This is a genomic window from Staphylococcus sp. HMSC36A10, from assembly GCF_001838845.1.
GTDB classification, from domain to species: domain Bacteria; phylum Bacillota; class Bacilli; order Staphylococcales; family Staphylococcaceae; genus Staphylococcus; species Staphylococcus aureus.
In genome coordinates this window covers 32,219-51,451 of record NZ_KV839105.1, presented here as the reverse complement: position 1 = coordinate 51,451, position 19,233 = coordinate 32,219, and the positions used below count along the sequence as shown (strand labels likewise).

Below are 19,233 nucleotides of genomic sequence, written 5' to 3'. Positions count from 1 at the left end.
CTTCTTTTATTGCTGCTTGTTGTGCTTTTAATGCCACTGCTTTTGGTTCTTCATTTGATACAGCTGCACTTTTATCTGTTTCTGCTTGTGCTTCTTTTTTAGCTTCTTGAATCTCTTGTGCCTCTTGTGATGTATCACTTAAATTATTTGCACTTGCTTCTTCTTTTATTGCTGCTTGTTGTACTTTTAATGCCGATGCTTTTGACTCTTCATTTGATACTTCTGCACTTTTATCCGTTTCTGCTTGTGCTTCTTTTTTAGCTTCTTGAATCTCTTGTGCCTCTTGTGATGTATCACTTAAATTATTTGCACTTGCTTCTTCTTTTATTGCTGCTTGTTGTGCTTTTAATGCTGCTTGCTCATTTTTAGATTTGTTTAAAAATCCTTCAACACGTTCTTTTGTAAAGGCAACCGTTTCTTCAAGTTGCGTTTTTCTTTCTTCAAATTTTTGCGACAGTTCTTGTTCTTTGACTTTTAAATCATCTGCTTTTTGATAAACTTTATTTTTAAAATACAAACCTAAAGCTGAACCAACAAGCGCGCCAGTTATAAAACTAACAACAAAATCTTTACGGTTGGGTAATGGTTCATTTTGATAAGTGTGTTTATTTTTTAATGTTCTTTTATTATTTTGTTGTTGCGTCATTTGTGTATCCTCCTATAACAAATGCACTTAAATAAGTAACAACCTCATTTAAGTGCATTTGTTTAATTATTAATTATTTATCTACTCGAGATGTATAGCTATGATTTGCATCAGTTGCTACATTATTAGCTTTGTAATTTGCACTTCCACGACGGTAGTGTCTATTTTGCCATTTGTCTGCAATTTCCATTGCAACATTTGACCATTGAACAACTTGTGAGATTTTATCTTCATTTTGAGAAATATTATGTGTAATTGAATTTGTTACACGATCTACAGAGCTGTTTAACGTTTGTACTGAGTCACCGATACCTTTAACAGCATCTACAACTGAGTTTAAACGATCTACTTTACCTTGGATATCCTCAGTTAAACGGTTTACTTTATGAAGTAAATCTGTTGTTTCACGAGTAATACCTTGAACTTGACCTTCTACACCGTCAAGTGTTTTTGCAACATAATCTAAGTTTTTCTTAACAGAATTTAATACAGCTACGATACCGATACATAAAATTAAGAATGCAATCGCAGCGATAATTCCAGCAATTGGTAAAATCCAATCCATTAAAAACGCCTCCTAATTAACATGTAATAATGTCATTAATAATAAATACCCATACTACTCTATTATAAACATATTAAAACGCATTTTTCATGCCTAATTTATCTAAATATGCATTTTGTAATTTTTGAATATCACCTGCACCCATAAATAAAACAACAGCATTATCAAATTGTTCTAATACATTAATAGAATCTTCATTAATTAACGATGCACCTTCAATTTTATCAATTAAATCTTGTATCGTTAATGCGCCAGTATTTTCTCTAATTGATCCAAAAATTTCACATAAGAATACACGATCTGCTTTACTTAAACTTTCTGCAAATTCATTTAAAAATGCTTGTGTTCTAGAGAAAGTGTGTGGTTGAAATACTGCAACAACTTCTTTATGCGGATATTTCTTTCGTGCTGTTTCAATTGTAGCACTAATTTCTCTTGGATGGTGTGCATAATCATCTACAATAACTTGATTTGCAATTGTAGTTTCATTGAAACGACGTTTAACACCACCAAACGTTTCTAATGCTTCTTTAATATTTGTAACATCTAGCTTCTCTAAATAACTAATCGCAATTACAGCTAATGCATTTAAAACTGTATGGTCACCATATTGTGGAGACAGGAAGTGATCATAAAACTCACCATCCACATACACATCAAAAGCAGTACCTTTATCCGTAATTTGAATATTTTGAGCATAAATGTCATCCGAATCTTTAAATCCATAGTAATAAATTGGAACATCTGCTTCAATTTTACGTAGATGTTCATCATCACCCCAAGCAATAATACCTTTTTTAACATTATGTGCCATTTCTTGGAATGCATCAAAAACATCATTAATATCTTTAAAATAATCAGGATGATCGAAATCAATATTTGTCATAATTGCGTAATCAGGTTTATAACTTAAAAAGTGACGTCTATATTCACATGCCTCAAAAGCGAAATAATCACTTTCAGGCAATCCCATACCTGTGCCATCACCAATTAAAAATGAAGTTTTTTTATCACCATTCATAACATGTGATAATAAACCTGTTGTAGAAGTTTTACCATGTGCACCAGTTACAGCTACTGAAGTATATTGATCAATAATCTGTCCTAAAAAATCATTATAACTTACAACATCTAATTTCAATTGATGTGCACGTACTATTTCTTCATGGCTACTCGCGAATGCATTACCTTGTATAACTACCATATCTTCTTTTATGTTATTAGCATCAAATGGTAATATTTTTATCCCCTTATTTCTAAGAGCAACTTCTGTAAATACGTAGTTCTCAATATCCGATCCTTGAACTTCATGTCCTAAATCATGCATGATTTGTGCTAATGAACTCATGCCAGAACCTTTAATTCCGACAAAATGATAGTGTGTCATTATATAAAACTCCTTACTCATAATTATTCTTTATTTAAATCTGCTTCCGTAACATAAACATCCCTTGGTTTTGAACCATTAGCACTCGAAACATAACCGAGTTGCTCTAATTGATCGATAATTCTTGCTGCTCTATTATAGCCAATTTGGAAATGTCTTTGGATTAATGATGTTGAAATATGTCCTTCATTAACCATAAATGCACAAACATCATCAAATAATTCATCTTGTGATTGTGTTTGTGTTTTTTTCAACAATTCTTTTTCTTCAAATAGATAGTCCGGTTCTCTTTGTTGTTTGATAAAATCAACAACATCATCAATTTCGTCATCAGAAACAAATGTACCTTGAACTCTAATCGGTTTATTCATACCGCTACCAAGATATAACATATCGCCATATCCTAACAAGCGTTCTGCTCCACCACTGTCTAATATCGTTCTCGAATCTACACTTGATGATACCATAAATGCAATTCTTGTTGGTATGTTGGCTTTAATTAAACCTGTAATTACATTGACAGATGGTCTTTGCGTAGCTACTAACATATGAATACCACATGCTCTCGCTTTTTGAGCAATTCTAGCAATAGACTGCTCAACTTCTTGCGGAGCCATCATCATTAAATCAGCCAACTCATCAATTACAATGACAATTTTTGGCATTCTTTCATCATATGGTGCTTTTTTGTTAAATGCTGTTATATTACGTACATGGTAATGTGCAAATAACTTATAACGTCGTTCCATTTCTTCTACGGCCCATTTTAAACTCTGTGTAGCTGCTTTGACATCTGTAATTACCGGTGCAACTAAATGTGGCAAACCATTATAAGGAGCTAATTCAACCATTTTTGGATCGATAAGTAATAATCTTAATTCCTCAGGGTGATTTTTATATAGTAAAGACATCAAAATACTATTGATACAAACTGATTTCCCTGATCCAGTTGCACCTGCAATTAGTGCGTGTGGCGTTTTAGCAATATCCATAAGTAATGGTTCATTATTAATTCTATACCCCATCGCAACTGTTAATTTAGATTCAGCATTTTTAAAACTTGGAGATTCAATAATAGAACGTAAGTTGACCGTCGTTGGATTTTGGTTCGGAACTTCAATACCAACACGACTAGTTCCTGGAATTGGCGCTTCTATACGAATATCTTTCGCTGCCAATGCCATTTTAATGTCATCTTGTAATGCCGTAATTCTTGAAACTTTAACACCTTTTTCAACTGATAATTCAAATCTTGTAACACTTGGACCTTCAGTTACATCTTGTACTTCTGCAGGTACATTAAAGTAAAATAATGCGTCATTCAGTTCTTTCTTTTTATCTGTAATCCAGTCCACGTCCGGCTCAATAACTTGTGGTTCTTCTAGTAATGAAACACTTGGCAATTTAATATTTGGGCCTTTACGAATCATCGGCTTAGATGTTTGTACAGCTTGATTTGTTGCAACATCTTGTTGGTTCGTCCGAGGTCTATTTTCATTAGCTGTATCTTCATTTTGATTTGAAAATGATGACTGTAAATCTTTTTGTTGATCATCATTATCTTGTTGTCCACTAGTATTGTTTGGATGTGTTGTTTCTTCGCTTTCTTCAGTTATGTCGCTTACTTCTGAAACTGAAGACGAAGTTGATTGATCAACTTGCTCATTTTCCAATTGATTATCATCTTGACTTTCTTCAAATATTTCCGTTTGAGTTGAATCAACAGAAGGTTTCTGCTCTGAATATTGTTGTGCATTTTGATAATCATTTTCTGTTTCTGCATGACCAATAAGTTGATTGTTCTCAACATTGTTTGATGTCATATTATTTGTTTTATATGCATTTGTATTTGACTCTTGTGAATCAGTGCTTGATGATGGTGTGGCTTGACTCGCAGGCATTCTTTCACTCACAGCTTGCTTACTTTGTACAGGCTTTAATTCAGGCACATTGACTTTTGAATGCTTTTTACGATCCATCATACGCTTTTTATCAGATGGCGTCATGACAACATTAAATGGTCTTTTACTTAAAGTTGAAACCTTTTCAGTCTGTTTCTTTGGATTTACGTTTTCAATAGTTTTCTCTTCGACATTTTGTTCACTTTCAGCTGCTTCGTTTTCCACATTTTCTGTAATTTCTGCGTTATGCTTTTCTATTTCATTCATGCTTGAATCTTCCACAACATGACCATCATTCACATCATTCGTTTTCAATGAGTTGACACTTAAGTTTGTTTGGTCATCTTTTTTATGACGCGGTGCTAATTCAATTTCATTATCAACCGTTTTATCGATATTATTAACTTGAGATTCAGTTACTACGTGCTCTTGCGTTTTAGGAGCGTCTACATGCATTTCAGACGCGTTTCTATTGGTATTATCTTCGATATTTGAAGTAGTATCCTCTTCTACTTCTGTATCATTTAATTCATAAAATTCTGCATCATCGATTTGACTTCCTGAATATTCTTCTTTATTCGTTGCTCCATCTTCTTCTGAATCAGCAATTAATCTGGATTGATTTTTTAGTTCATCTTTATCATTTACTTCAACGTTATGTTGTAGTGCTGATTGATGTTGAGACGTTACATTCGAAACCGTAACTTCATCATCTGACAATTGTTTTGTTGTCGATACTTGATTCAAACTAACTTCCTCATAATTGTATGGACTTTCATCTACATGAGTGTCATTAGTGTCTTCATTTTGTATTGACGCTTGTTTATTTTCATCATTTGATACAGTTTCATTCTCTATGCCATTTGTATGAAGCTGACTAGCATCTGTACTATTATCTGTTAAGTCACTATCATCATTTAATGAACTATCACCAACATAGCGTTCCGCTTGTTTAGCATACATTTCATCAATTGCACGTTGTATTGCATCTTGCTCTTCGTTTTTATGTTCTTCACGCTTTTGTTGCAACGCTTTTTTAAATCGACGCTTTTGAAGCACTTTACGTTCTCGTTCACGTCTAATTTCTTCAACAATTTGTGAAGCATAAATATTTTCAATTTTGATAGTATTATCAACTTTTGAATAATTAGGCATTGATTTTGTTGTTGATGATACATTTTCATCAGATGATTTAGATGCAGTTCCTTGTATGACAACACTATCATTTTGTTTTTCTTGTTCTAATTGTTTATTTTGAGACGTTTGCGTCTTAGCTACATATTTATCATATTTTTGTTTATCTGACTCAACTTTTTCTGAAGGTTTACTTACAGGGATACGACCATTTTCTAACTTTTTAGGTTTCATTGTGCCAAAAATAGCTGACGGTACCTCTGAAGTCTTGAAACTTTCTTTGTGATAATCTGGAGTTGAATCTTTAGCACGATGATTTGTATTATTAGAATACATATTATGTGTTTTTGACTTGTGCGTTTCCTTCTCAATACCATTAATTGCAGAAACATATGTACCTGGCTTATTCGTATGGTAATGTGAATGATCTTTATATTTTATACTTTGCTGTGATATTTTAGAATTCCCACGTTGTTCACTATAATTTTGTTCTTCAGTTGTTTGATTTCTTCTACGGCGATGTCGTTTTTGTGAACGAGAATCGTGGCTTTGTTTGCGATAGTCTCGATGGTATTGTTCTTTTTCATCTGAAATAGTACCTGCAGATTGTTCAACATTTTCATTTTCATAAGCTACGCTCATAGGAAAACGGAATTTTCCCCTCGGACGACTATAAATATCATTATTTTGAGGCAGTAATGAGTCATGATCGTTATCTATATTTTGTGATTCTTGACGTCTTTTTTTCTTTCTATGAATCAAGTCATCATTTGAATCATTATCTTCGCCGAATAATTTATCAAACCAGCTCATATTTTCACTACCTTCCTTAATTATTCAAAAAATGCTTGTCCAATTTCATAGCTGTCATTTAATACCATAATACCTTTTTCTTCAGGTGCATTAGGTAAATTCAATTCTTTCATTGAACAAATCATACCGCTTGAGGCAACACCACGTAATTCAGCATCTTTAATTACCATACCGCTAGGCATCACTGCACCTACTTTAGCAACAACAACTTTCTGTCCAGCTTCAACGTTAGGCGCGCCACATACAATTTGTAATGTGTCATTTCCAACGTTTACATTTAGTACACTTAATTTATCTGCATCAGGATGTTTGTCTTTAGTTTCAACGTAGCCAACTACAAATTTCGGTGATAGATCAGCATTTAATTTATAATCAAAACCAGCTTCTGAAATACGCTTTTGGAATACATTTACAAGTTCATCAGTTAATTTAATATGACCTTTTTCTTCAATTGTTATATCTTTTGAAATTTCAAAAATATTATAACCTACAACATTACCTTCATTAGTAATTTCAACAACATTACCTTTTTTATTGTAGTTTAATTCACCTTCAACTGGTTCAATTTGTAAAAATGCGACATCTCCTACATATTTAGGATTGTAAAATAAATTCATTATGACAAAACTCCTTATCCAATTATTTCTATTTATCTTTATTAAATTTACGACGATTTGCTTCTAAACGCTGAATCACGTTTGGATCTCTTTTTTGTTTATTATTTTTACCTAAAATAAATATTGGTTCAAGATGACCCTGTTTATATCCAAAGGATAATGATGTAATTGGAACTAGACCTTTAGTGAAAAATTCCATTGTTAAATGTGCCATCACATCATATCCTGTTTTATTGCGTATATCTGCAATAATTAACACATCTTGGTGTGGCACTGCTACGAGCATTTCGCCTTGACATTGTGCCTCAATTTCATTTAAAAATGCAGTATTTAGTATCCTACTTGCATCATACCCGTCATTTGAGTTAATAAAATAAAAAATATTACCTTTTACTTCATCAGTCGTATATGAATTTGACAATTTTCTAACATTAAACAGAGACATTTCTCTTATTTGTTGTTCAGTTAACTTCAAATCCTCTAACATGCTTTCGTCAATTAGACGATATGATTTCCCTAAATCGACTGCATAATAAACTGCTGTTTCTGCAGTATGCTCATCATAGATAAAAGGAACACCTTGTTTAGTTTTTTTATCAAAGCTAGTCGCTCTAATGACAGGCATAATTTGACTAGATGATATACTCTCAAGGGTTTTATCTGCCATTTGTGCAATAGCTTCATCAACGTAATAAACAATTTCATCTACAATTTTTTCTTTTTTATCTTCATATTTTGCGACTATAGCGTTAAGTTTAATCGTGATACCTTTGTTATTATCTGTTCGATAAATACGCAAAGTTTCTTCTTCACGATTAAATTTAAAATCAACGTCTAAATGGCTTAAACGTTCCTTTAATTTATCTCTCATTTGAAAGGTATTCATATGTAACACTCCTAATTTCGCACCTTATAATAGTTTACAATAAATCAACACATAGTAACAGAGAAAAACGAGTATTACCCCGTTTTTCTCTAGTCTAAATTACACGTATTGAGCTAAAAATGCATCTATCTGTTCAATTGATTTTCGTTCTTTTCCAATATAACTTCCAAGCAGTTCTCCATTTTTATATACTAGAAAACTTGGAATACCCATAATACCATTTTCAATACAAATATCCATAAATTTATCACGGTCTACTGATACGAAGTCAAACATAGGATATCTCGCTTCTAATTCCGGTAAATCTGGTTCTATCACTCTACAATCTGGACACCAGCCTGCAGTGAATTCAAATACTGTAGCACCTTGTTTTAAAGATTCAAATTGTTGTTCTGATTCAAGTTGTTTCATTTTTATGTCTCCTTAATTAATGATTATATATAACTATTTAGAGATAATAGTTGTTATTACCCGATTATTTATATTGTAATGTTTCTATTTGATTATTATCTAAATTACAAATGGCTTCTGAAAGTAAAGATCTAGCTGCAAAATAGTCTCTTATATCAAATACTGAGTCTGTACTATGAATATATCGTGCACATACACCAATAACTGCAGTCGGAATACCAATATTAGCTTTATGAATTTCTCCACCATCTGTTCCACCTGGTGACATATAGTATTGATGTTCAATGTCATGTGCTTCTACTAACTTTAATAAATAGTCTCTAAATACAGGCTTTAAAATCATTGTACCGTCTTTTATGCGAATTAACGTCCCTTTACCAAGTTCACCAGATAATGGTTGGTTTCCTTTAACGTCATTGGCAGGTGAACAATCAACTACAAATGCAACGTCTGGGTCTATCATCTCTGCAGATGCTTTCGCACCTCGTAATCCAACCTCTTCTTGAACATTTGCGCCAACATACAAGTCTACATCTAATTCTATATCTTTTAATAATTCTAGTATTTCAATTGCCAAGACACAACCATAACGATTATCCCATGCTTTAGCACTATATCGATGTTCAGATAACTGTGTGAATGGCGTGTGAGGTACAATTGTATCTCCTATATCTATTCCGCGCTCACGCACCTCATCTTCATTTTGAGCACCTATATCTAATGTTAAATCTTTAATTTCCGGTGCGCCTTCACTACCAGTACGAAAATGTTTAGGTATATTAGAAACAACACCGATAATTTTATCGCCATTTCTATTTTTAATTACTAAGCGTTGTCCTTGCCAAATATCATTTGCAACACCACCTAAATTTGTGAATTGAATCATTCCATTTTTAGTGATATTTGTAATCATAAATCCGATTTCATCCATATGTGCTGCAATCATTACACGTTTTGCATTTGGATTTTTAGATTTTTTCACACCAAAAAATCCACCCATACGATTTTCAATAAATTCATCTACGTACGGCGCCATTTGCTGAGTCATATAATTTTTTACTTCTTCTTCAAAACCTGGTGCCCCATGAAGCTCAGTTAAAGTTTGAATTCGTTGTAATGTTACTTTTTTATTTATGTTCATAAAAGTTCTCACTCCTTATAAGTTATTATATCATCTTCAATATGGTAAACTAATGATATGAATTTGAAATCAAGGGAGCATAAATGATGACTAAACTGAAATATATAATTCCAACAATAATTGCAGTAGCCATTGTAATTATTTCTACCATTTCAATCATCCAATATATTAATCGTAAACGCTATAATCCCGTTAAAGTACTTAATGAAGTAAAATCATATTTTATGAATGTCAAAGGCTCATATATCGTTTATGAACCATTCGTTCATCCTGAAACTGATAAATACCGTTTAGTTTATCAAGGTGGAATTACAACTATTAAAAATGGTCAAAATATTCATTATGATTTTTATGCAGATGCATATACTGGTGAAGTCATTAACATTGTAGAGCGTTAATACGAATTTTATCCATATTTGATTTGGATCGTAAAACTTAAAAATGAGCCACACCCTAATTAGTAAGATTGGATGTGGCTCAATTTTTTATTTTTGAAAATTTGTTTAGTAATACATCTTTATTTTAGTTATTATCAACTAATGTTTCACGTAAAATATATGCATCTATGTTTTCACCATCATCGCTGTATTTTACAGCAAAGTAGTTTTCATCATGATAAAACAAGAACCAATATTGTTGCTGAATAAAATATGGTATCATGCGTTCTTTTTCACGAATCGATTGCATAGGATAATCATCATATGCCGTTACCCATAGAGGATTTTTATGTGCAGTAGTTGGGAATATATCACCCATATGAACTGCTTTATCTCCTTGACTTTCAATCGTAATAATCGTGTGGCCAAAGCTATGACCTCCACTATGTTGCATCTTGATACCCGGAACCGGTTCAAAATGTTTTTCGAATAAAATCAACTTGTTACTATAATCGCCTTTATTCTTATCCCAGTAAGTTGATTTACTTCTTATATTAGGTGCAATAAACTCATGCCACTCATCTTGTTGCACAACATGAATCGCATTTTCAAAAATTGCATGTCCCGCTTGATCAGTCAAACCGGCAGCATGATCAAAATGCATATGTGTCATTAGCACATAATCAATATCCTTTGGCGTTAAATTATAATTTGCCAAATCAGTAATAATATGACTTTCTTCATCTACTCCAAAATTACGTAATTGCTTTTCAGATAATTTACCATTACCAATACCCGCATCTATAATCAAATTATATTGAGCCGTTTGAATCAAAATTGGATGTGTCGGTAAATTGATTTGATTTCGTTCATTTGCATTGTATTGCTTTGACCACAACGGCTTCGGAACAACACCAAACATTGCACCGCCATCCATTTTTGTATTGCCGCCATTTAGATAATGAATAGATATATCCCCGATTTTCACAACATCACCTATTCTTTCTGTATTCGTTATTACAATTAGCATGTGTTTATTACATCATATCACTATTCATAAATGCGAACAAAAACGAAACGCCCCACACTAATACACTTCTAACTACTTATAAAGATTAATGCAATCATATTATATGTAAATGCATCATAACCATCGGCCTGTAATTTTAAATTAATAATTAAAATTTACAAGTAAAATGCAAGCTGTATTCTTTTAAATCAAAGGTATTTAGTGTAACATTATTCATAGGCGCATTATCTCCTTTAGTTATTTGTTTAGTCACTTTTAATTATAGAGATAATTGCGCTTTTTTTATATTCAAAATCAAAAAATCGGACAGATGAAAAGTAAAATACTTTTTTCCATCAGTCCGATTTATTATAGAACCTTTATCTATATAACCATTATAGTACGAAAAAACACTTATGATTGTATGTGTACATACCCTCATAAGTGCTCTATTTTTGTGAATGGAATTTCGCTTCCATACGATAAATACGTGACCCTTTATCCGAAAATTTCTTTTCATATTCTGTTAAAATATTACTGCCATCGTCTTCTTGATGTAAATTTAGATTTATTTTTGTAAAATACATTCCAAATTGAGACATACTTTCTAAACTGTAGGCAAATAGTCCTCTGTTATCAGTTTTAAAATGTAAATCTCCTTCATCATTTAAGATTTGTTGATACAACGCTAAAAACGTATGATACGTTAAACGTCGTTTTGCATGACGATTTTTTGGCCATGGATCTGAAAAGTTCAAATAAATACGCGAAACTTCGCCGTCTTTAAAATATTCATTTAATTCAATGGCGTCATTACAAATAATCTTTAAATTTGTTAAACCCATCTCTTTAACTTTATCCAATACTTTATAAACGATACTTTTCTCACGTTCCATTGAAATATAGTTAATATGAGGATTTTGAGCAGCTAATGTTGTAATAAACTGCCCCATACCCGAACCAATTTCAATGTGTATCGGTTGCGTTTTATCAAACCATTCAGTCATTTTCCCTGCATGTTGACCGTCCATGTCAACCAATTCAGGATGATCTTTTAAATAATCTTCAGCCCATGGTTTGTATCGAACTCTCATATTTTATTCTCCTCTTAAATAAACATGTTACTATTCATAACTTCATTTAGGAATTTAAGCCAAGTGTTCATATCCTTATATCTTTTTTGCTCTTCATACCATTGAACAAGACCTATAGATTGAATTACCGTATACCATTTCATACGTTTATTTAAATTCAAGCTCTCTTGAACACCATATGTTTCAAGCCATTCAGACCATTGTTGTTGTGGAACATAGTTGTAAAGCAGCATTCCGATATCAATTGCCGGGTCTGCAATCATTGCACCTTCCCAATCGACTAAAAATAGTTCATCTCGATCGGATAATAACCAATTATTATGATTCACATCACCATGTACAACAGTGAAGAAACGCGAATCTAAACTCGGTATATGCTCTTCTAAATAGGTTAATGATTTTCTCACAATATGATGTGTTAAAACTTCTCTTGATAAAGAGGCATTAATTTTATTAAGCATAATCTCAGGAGTAATAGGTTCCATTTCCATACGCTTTAACATACTTAATAAAGGTCTAGAATTGTGTATCTTCTTTAATAAATGTGCAACTCTTGTTTGCTTCATTTCGTTTGAAGATAGTTCACGCCCATTTTTCCAATGTTGTGCTGTAACAACCTCGCCTGTTTCTATGCGTTTCGTCCATACTAATTTGGGCACAATACCTTCTGCTGATAATGCCGCAATAAATGGATTTGAATTTCGTTTTAAAAACAACTTTTGTCCATCTTGTTCAGCCATATATGCTTCACCAGATGCACCACCTGCTGAATCAAGTGTCCACCCTAATTGATAAAACTGCTCCAACTCGTCCACCTCACTTTCAATTAGAAAATGGCTCTAGAAATAGGTTTTTCAAGAGCCATATATTCTAATTTATAACACCATACTGGTACAAATATTATGTCCAGATAATTATTGTAAATCCTAAACTAATGCCTACATTAAACAACTTAAATTAAATCAATATGTCTGTCATTGACACCATACATTCTAAAGTCGCTTACATGACATATAATGTTACCGTGTCTAAAACTACATGTTTTTGAATCTCTGTAGGCGATAAACTCTAGTTTTCAAAATAATTGCTATCCCATTTTCATGGTTAGCATAAATTTATGAACTGTAACATTTACGTACTTAGTAAAATATGATGCACATCATATTTGTAACTCATAGAAAATTTTATAATTTTTATCATTATATTTCAACTGAAAATGAGAAACAAAATGGCACTTTTTACTAATATGTGTTTTCTAAACAACACTTTTAAGCTTCGTTTTAAATTATAACATAATTCACTTACGAAAGTTGATAAATTTAAGTAATTTAATCTAAAAATATGATGAAAGAATTTTAAATACTGTGTGACTCTATATACTTTTCAAATCCTTCTTGTAGTTGACGTGTAATTGGGCCAACTTTACCATCATTAACTGGTTCACCATCTAATTTAATAACAGGTGTAACCTCAGCTGAAGTACTTGAAACAATAACTTCATCTGCGTTTTTCAAGAAATCTACAGTAAACGTTTCTTCTTTAAATGGGATGTTATAGTCTTCGGCAATTTTTTTAATTACAATTCGTGTAATACCATTAAGAATATAGTTGTTAATCGGATGTGTATAAATCACACCGTCTTTAATTGCATAAGCATTACTTGAAGATCCTTCAGTTACAGTTTCACCTCGATGTTGAATTGCTTCAACTGCATTATATTTCACAGCATATTCTTTTGCTAATACATTTCCTAATAAGTTCAAGCTTTTAATGTCGCAACGTAACCATCGGATATCTTCAACGGTAACACCATTCACACCATTTTCTAAATGATCATAAGGACGATCATAACTCTTTGTATAAGCAACAATTGCTGGTTCTACTTCAGGTGTCGGGAAGCTATGATTCCTTTCAGCTACACCACGCGTTGCTTGAATATAAATTGCCCCAGTTTCAATTTGATTCATATCAACTAATTTACGAGATAGTTCAATTAATTCTTCTACAGAATAATTTAAATCTAAACCAATCTCATTGGCACTACGTAAAAATCTTTCATAATGTTCTGTTACTGTAAATAACTTACCATTATATACTCGAATGTATTCATAAATACCATCGCCAAATACGTATCCTCTGTCGTTGTATGAAACCTTTGCTTCACTTGGACTTACAAACTCACCATTTAAAAAAATTTTTTCCATATATTATTCCTCCACGCATAATGAATAAATTGCTTCTAAGTAAATACTAGTTGCGTTAAATAACTGTTTTTTAGTGATATATTCATTTTTCTGATGCATTAAATCTTCAGAATCACTAAACATTGCGCCAAATGCTACACCCTTGTCTAAGTTTCTCGCATAAGTACCGCCACCTATAGTATAAGGTTCAGTCATATCATTTGTTTGATTTCTATATGCAGTAACTAACTTTTGTACAAAAGGATCATTTTTATCAACATAATGTGGTGGTTGGACTTTACCTAATTTCACTTCAAAGCCATATTGTTGAATCTCATTTGCAAAACGATCCATAGCTTTTTCAAATTCAAATCCTTCTGGGTAGCGTAAGTTGATACCGAAAAGACCTGCGTTTTCATTATCATATGTAATAACACCAATGTTAGTTGTCACGTCACCCATGACATCTGTATGGAATTTCATTCCCATCTTTTCACCAAAATCTGAATTAAATAAGTAGCGATTACTAAATGCTACAAACGCTTGTGCATTATTATCAAGATTTAATGATGCTAAGAATTTTAGTAAGTAAAGACCCGCATTCACACCGATAGATGGATCCATACCATGAACCGCTTTACCTTCAACTGTTAAAACTAGAATGCCACTATCAACAGTACTATCACCTTGTAAATGATTTTGTTCTAAAAAGTACTCAAAGTCTTGAATAACATCTGTCATATTTTCTTTAACAAGCACTCTTGCTTCTGCATGATCAGGTACCATGTTGTAACGTTCACCAGATTTAAAAGTTATTAATTCATAATCAGGTTCATCTTGATCTTCAGTAAGTTTATTTTGAACTAAATCAAATGTTGTAATGCCTTTTTCACCATGAATACATGGAAATTCCGCATCTGGTGCAAAACCTAATGTTGGCATTTCTTCTGTTTTAAAATAGCGATCCGTACATTTCCAATCAGATTCTTCATCCGTACCAATAATCATATGAATACGTTTCTTCCAATCCACATTCATATCTTCTAGTATCTTAATTGCATAATAAGCAGCAATTGTTGGACCTTTGTCATCAAGTGTACCTCTAGCTATGATAGCATCTTCTGTTACAACCGGCTCGAACGGATTACTATCCCATCCATCACCAGCAGGAACAACGTCAACATGACATAAGATACCTAATACGTCATTTCCTTTACCTGCCTCAATTCTTCCTGCAATATGATCCACATCATGTGTTGTAAATCCATCTCTATGTGCAATTTCATACATGTAGTCTAATGCCTTACGAGGACCTGGACCAACTGGTGCGTCTTCTGATGCTTTTGCATCATCTCTCACACTTTCAATTGCTAATAATCCTTTTAAGTCATTAATGATTTGATCTTCGTATTGTTGAACTTTTTCTTTCCACATTCGAAATCGACTTCCTTTTTTCTATAAGTTAAATTCTATTTTACATGAAATGATATAAAAACTACAATAAGATGTCAGAAAATAATAAAAAGGAACAAAACGATGCTATCGATATGACACAAATCATAAATAGCTGCTTTGTTCCTTTTTTAATTTATATATTTAAAATACACATATTCAAGAGCTCGAGATATAAGTCAATGTACTAGGCGCACAATTTAATATTGACAGTAATTAACCGAACGAAAATGCGCCCCGGGGCCCCAACATAGAGAATTTCGAAAAGAAATTCTACAGACAATGCAAGTTGGCGGGGCCCCAACATAGAAGCTGGCCAATAGTCAGCTTTCAATAATGTGCAAGTTGGCGGGGCCCCAACACAGAAGCTGGCCAATAGTCAGCTTTCAATAATGTGCAAGTTGGGGTAAGGGCCCCAACACAGAGAATTTCGAAAAGATAAAGAAATACGTTTTCTTTAGATATTAGTATTTCTTATGAATGAGTTTCACGCATGTATTCTTCTTTCTATATGCATATTAGCTATGACTAACGATAAAGAACCTGAAACACTAATAAATGTCCTATAGTTTACAATATTATATTGGCAGTAGTTGACTGAATGAAAATACGCTTGTAATAAGCTTTTTTCAATTCTAGTCAACCTTGCCGGGGTGGGACGACGAAATAAATTTTGCGAAAATATGATTTCTGTCCCACTCCCTTATCATTTCTATCCTACTCACATCTTATTCTTTATCAGATAATGCATTTTTATTCTTTTTTAAATCTTCTTCAGTGACGATACGTAAATTATTATTTGGTGCTGCGCCACCTTCATCATCAAATTTACCTTTTTCAATACTTTCGTCAGTCTTATTGTCATATTCGGTAAATTTTGATTTTTCTTCTTCGAAAAATGCTTTTGGATTATTTTTTAATCTATTAGCATATTCTTTCGGATTTGTTTTTACTTCTTTAATTGTTTCATTAGCAATTGTTCCTAATTGCGTCGCTTTATCCTTAGCATTATCTTTATAGCTTTGAGGATCTTGTTTATATTTATTATATTCTGCTTTCAGCTTGTCACGACTATCTTTACGTGTAACAAGTACAGCTGCTACAGCGCCACCTATACCTAAAATCGCTTTAAATAAATTACCTTTTGCCATATCAATCGTCTCCCTTTTATTTATAATTTAATTTGTCAAAATCATTTTCAGTTAATAAACGATATTCTCCTGAATCTAAATTGCTGTCCAATTCTAAATCAGCAATTTTGATACGTCTTAAATGTAATACCTCATTTTGAATGCTATGAAACATTCGTTTAACTTGATGATATTTTCCTTCATAAATTGTTACGTGTGACGTTTGATTATCAATATAAGTTAATATTGCAGGCTTAACCTTGCCATCAGACAGTGTTACACCCTCTTTAAAAGCTTGAATGTCGTCTTCAGTGATAGGATTTGCTGAAATAACTTCATATTTTTTAGAAACATGTTTCTTTGGACTCATTAACTCATGATTAAAATCACCATCATTCGTTATCAATAAAAGCCCTTCTGTATCTTTATCAAGACGACCAACCGGAAAAATATTTAGATGTTGGTATTCAGGTATTAAATCAATAACGGTTTTTGAATGATGATCTTCAGTTGCCGATATATAACCTTTTGGCTTATTTAACATAATATAGACATTTTCAACGTATTCTATTAATTCTCCACGAACTGTTATCTTATCGTTTTCTGGTTCTATATGTGTTTTTGGTGATTTAATTACTTGTTCGTTGACATTTACAAGGCCTTTTTTAAGTAACTGTTTGACCTCATTACGTGTACCGACGCCCATATTTGCTAAAAATTTATCTATTCTCATCGTAAAAACCTAACTCTACGTCTTAATTTTTCAGGAATTTCACCTAAGAATTCGTCCGCAAGACGCGTTTTAATTGTGATTGTACCGTAAATTAGAATACCTACTGTAACACCTAAAATAATAATGATTAAGTAACCAAGTTTAGTAGGTTCTAAGAATAGATTTGCAAGGAAAAATACTAATTCTACACCTAGCATCATAATAAATGAATACAAGAATATTTTTGCAAAATGAATCCAACTATAGCTGAATTTAAACTTCGCATATTTTTTAAGAATATAGAAATTACATCCAATTGCAAATAATAATGCGATACTAGTACTTAAAATTGCACCAGGTGTATGGAATAACATAATTAATGGATAGTTTAACGCTAACTTGATAACTACAGAAGCTAAAATAACATAAACTGTTAATTTCTGTTTATCTATACCTTGTAACATTGATGCCGTTACACTTAATAGTGAAATTAGTATTGCTACAGGCGCATAATAGAATAATAAGCGACTACCATCATGGTTAGGGTCATGACCTAAAACAATTGGATCGTAACCATAGAAAACTGTGAATAATGGTTGTGCCAAGGCCATAATTCCAATACTAGCTGGAACAGTTATAAACATTAATACACCAATAGATGTTCTAATTTGATGATGCATTTCATGTAAGCGACCTTCTGCAAATGTTTTTGTAATATAAGGAATTAAACTCACTGCAAAACCAGCACTTAATGATGTCGGAATCATTACAATTTTATTAGTTGACATATTTAGCATATTAAAGAATATATCTTGTAACTGTGAAGGTATACCAACTAAAGATAAAGCACCGTTATGTGTAAATTGATCTACTAAGTTAAATAATGGATAATTCAAACTTACAATAACGCACGGTATACTATAAGCAATAATTTCTTTATACATCTTGCCATATGACACATCTATATCTGTGTAATCAGATTCGACCATACGATCAATATTATGCTTACGCTTTCTCCAGTAATACCAGAGTGTGAATATACCAATAATCGCACCAACTGCTGCTGCAAAAGTAGCAATACCATTGGCTAATAAAATAGAGCCATCAAAGACATTTAGTACTAAATAACTTCCGATTAATATGAAAATCACGCGTGCAATTTGCTCAGTTACTTCTGACACTGCTGTTGGCCCCATAGATTTATAACCTTGGAATATACCTCTCCATGTCGCTAATACAGGAATAAAGATAACAACCATACTAATGATTCTTATAATCCAAGTAATATCATCGACTGACCAACCGTTTTTATCATGAACGTTTCTAGCTAATGTTAATTCAGAAATATAAGGTGCTAGGAAATACAGTACCAAGAAACCTAAAACACCGGTAATACTCATTACAATAAAACTCGATTTATAAAATTTCTGACTGACTTTATATGCCCCAATAGCATTATATTTCGCAACATATTTCGAAGCTGCTAAAGGTACACCTGCTGTCGCAACTGCAATTGCAATATTATATGGTGCATAAGCGTATGTGAACGGCGCCATATTTTCTTGTCCACCAATTAAATAGTTGAATGGAATGATAAAAAGTACGCCCAATACCTTGGTAATTAATATACTAATGGTAATTAAAAAGGTTCCACGCACCATTTCTTTACTTTCACTCATTACGAATCTCCCTATCTCATGTTTATTAAAGTTTTGTAAACTCAAAGCTATTTCTCTGTAAAATCATTTTTCATTATTATGAATATATCACAAAAC

At 32.4% G+C, this 19,233-nt stretch carries 16 protein-coding genes and 1 pseudogene; 1 reads left to right on the top strand and 16 read right to left on the bottom strand.

The window, feature by feature from the left end:
* The 8 genes and pseudogenes from HMPREF3247_RS06780 to HMPREF3247_RS06745 form a co-directional block, all read right to left on the bottom strand.
* Positions 1 to 646 (bottom strand): annotated as a pseudogene (locus HMPREF3247_RS06780) (hypothetical protein); the annotation flags it as partial.
* A 73-nt stretch (positions 647 to 719) separates the two neighbouring features.
* Complete coding sequence (locus tag HMPREF3247_RS06775; RefSeq protein ID WP_000383814.1) at positions 720 to 1,211, bottom strand: DUF948 domain-containing protein; 492 nt, start codon at positions 1,209 to 1,211, stop codon at positions 720 to 722.
* 73 nt (positions 1,212 to 1,284) lie between these two features.
* A complete protein-coding gene (murC, locus tag HMPREF3247_RS06770; RefSeq protein WP_000150169.1) occupies positions 1,285 to 2,598 on the bottom strand; it encodes a UDP-N-acetylmuramate--L-alanine ligase in 1,314 nt (437 codons plus the stop codon).
* A gap of 23 nt (positions 2,599 to 2,621) precedes the next feature.
* The gene (locus tag HMPREF3247_RS06765; RefSeq protein ID WP_000118326.1) at positions 2,622 to 6,446 is read right to left on the bottom strand and encodes a DNA translocase FtsK; all 3,825 of its coding nucleotides are present in this window, start codon (positions 6,444 to 6,446) and stop codon (positions 2,622 to 2,624) included.
* Positions 6,447 to 6,466: 20 nt separating this feature from the next.
* On the bottom strand, positions 6,467 to 7,063 hold the full coding sequence (gene ytpR / locus HMPREF3247_RS06760) for a YtpR family tRNA-binding protein (protein WP_001048368.1): 597 nt from the start codon (positions 7,061 to 7,063) through the stop codon (positions 6,467 to 6,469).
* Positions 7,064 to 7,091: 28 nt separating this feature from the next.
* Positions 7,092 to 7,949: a DUF1444 domain-containing protein gene (locus HMPREF3247_RS06755; RefSeq protein WP_001091387.1), complete on the bottom strand. Its 858-nt coding sequence runs from the start codon at positions 7,947 to 7,949 to the stop codon at positions 7,092 to 7,094.
* Between the two features lie 99 nt (positions 7,950 to 8,048).
* Positions 8,049 to 8,360, bottom strand: coding sequence for a thioredoxin family protein (locus HMPREF3247_RS06750; protein WP_000811163.1), 312 nt, complete (start codon positions 8,358 to 8,360; stop codon positions 8,049 to 8,051).
* A gap of 64 nt (positions 8,361 to 8,424) precedes the next feature.
* Positions 8,425 to 9,501, bottom strand: coding sequence for a M42 family metallopeptidase (locus tag HMPREF3247_RS06745; RefSeq protein WP_001024576.1), 1,077 nt, complete (start codon positions 9,499 to 9,501; stop codon positions 8,425 to 8,427).
* 86 nt (positions 9,502 to 9,587) lie between these two features.
* Between HMPREF3247_RS06745 and HMPREF3247_RS06740 the strand changes: the two genes are divergently transcribed.
* The gene (locus HMPREF3247_RS06740) at positions 9,588 to 9,899 is read left to right on the top strand and encodes a PepSY domain-containing protein (protein ID WP_000163829.1); all 312 of its coding nucleotides are present in this window, start codon (positions 9,588 to 9,590) and stop codon (positions 9,897 to 9,899) included.
* 124 nt (positions 9,900 to 10,023) lie between these two features.
* Here HMPREF3247_RS06740 and HMPREF3247_RS06735 read toward each other — a convergent pair whose 3' ends face one another.
* The 8 genes from HMPREF3247_RS06735 to HMPREF3247_RS06700 all read right to left on the bottom strand — a co-directional run bounded on the left by HMPREF3247_RS06735 (position 10,024) and on the right by HMPREF3247_RS06700 (position 19,137).
* The gene (locus HMPREF3247_RS06735) at positions 10,024 to 10,866 is read right to left on the bottom strand and encodes a YtnP family quorum-quenching lactonase (protein WP_001823213.1); all 843 of its coding nucleotides are present in this window, start codon (positions 10,864 to 10,866) and stop codon (positions 10,024 to 10,026) included.
* 470 nt (positions 10,867 to 11,336) lie between these two features.
* Complete coding sequence (trmB, locus tag HMPREF3247_RS06730; protein WP_001266157.1) at positions 11,337 to 11,981, bottom strand: tRNA (guanosine(46)-N7)-methyltransferase TrmB; 645 nt, start codon at positions 11,979 to 11,981, stop codon at positions 11,337 to 11,339.
* 14 nt (positions 11,982 to 11,995) lie between these two features.
* Positions 11,996 to 12,787 carry a phosphotransferase family protein gene (locus HMPREF3247_RS06725; protein WP_000434765.1) on the bottom strand — a complete coding sequence of 264 codons (792 nt, stop codon included), beginning with the start codon at positions 12,785 to 12,787 and terminating at the stop codon, positions 11,996 to 11,998.
* Between the two features lie 549 nt (positions 12,788 to 13,336).
* Positions 13,337 to 14,185 (bottom strand): D-amino-acid transaminase, encoded by an 849-nt coding sequence (gene dat / locus HMPREF3247_RS06720; protein WP_000411085.1) that lies wholly within the window; start codon positions 14,183 to 14,185, stop codon positions 13,337 to 13,339.
* 3 nt (positions 14,186 to 14,188) lie between these two features.
* Positions 14,189 to 15,598, bottom strand: a complete 1,410-nt coding sequence (gene sapep, locus HMPREF3247_RS06715; protein ID WP_000265417.1) for an Mn(2+)-dependent dipeptidase Sapep — start codon at positions 15,596 to 15,598, stop codon at positions 14,189 to 14,191.
* Between the two features lie 746 nt (positions 15,599 to 16,344).
* On the bottom strand, positions 16,345 to 16,767 hold the full coding sequence (locus HMPREF3247_RS06710) for a YtxH domain-containing protein (RefSeq protein WP_001051856.1): 423 nt from the start codon (positions 16,765 to 16,767) through the stop codon (positions 16,345 to 16,347).
* A gap of 16 nt (positions 16,768 to 16,783) precedes the next feature.
* A complete protein-coding gene (locus HMPREF3247_RS06705; protein ID WP_070866212.1) occupies positions 16,784 to 17,479 on the bottom strand; it encodes a pseudouridine synthase in 696 nt (231 codons plus the stop codon).
* Positions 17,476 to 19,137 (bottom strand): putative polysaccharide biosynthesis protein, encoded by a 1,662-nt coding sequence (locus tag HMPREF3247_RS06700; RefSeq protein WP_070866211.1) that lies wholly within the window; start codon positions 19,135 to 19,137, stop codon positions 17,476 to 17,478. Before HMPREF3247_RS06700 ends, HMPREF3247_RS06705 begins: the two co-directional genes overlap by 4 nt.
* Between the last annotated feature and the right edge of the window lie 96 nt (positions 19,138 to 19,233).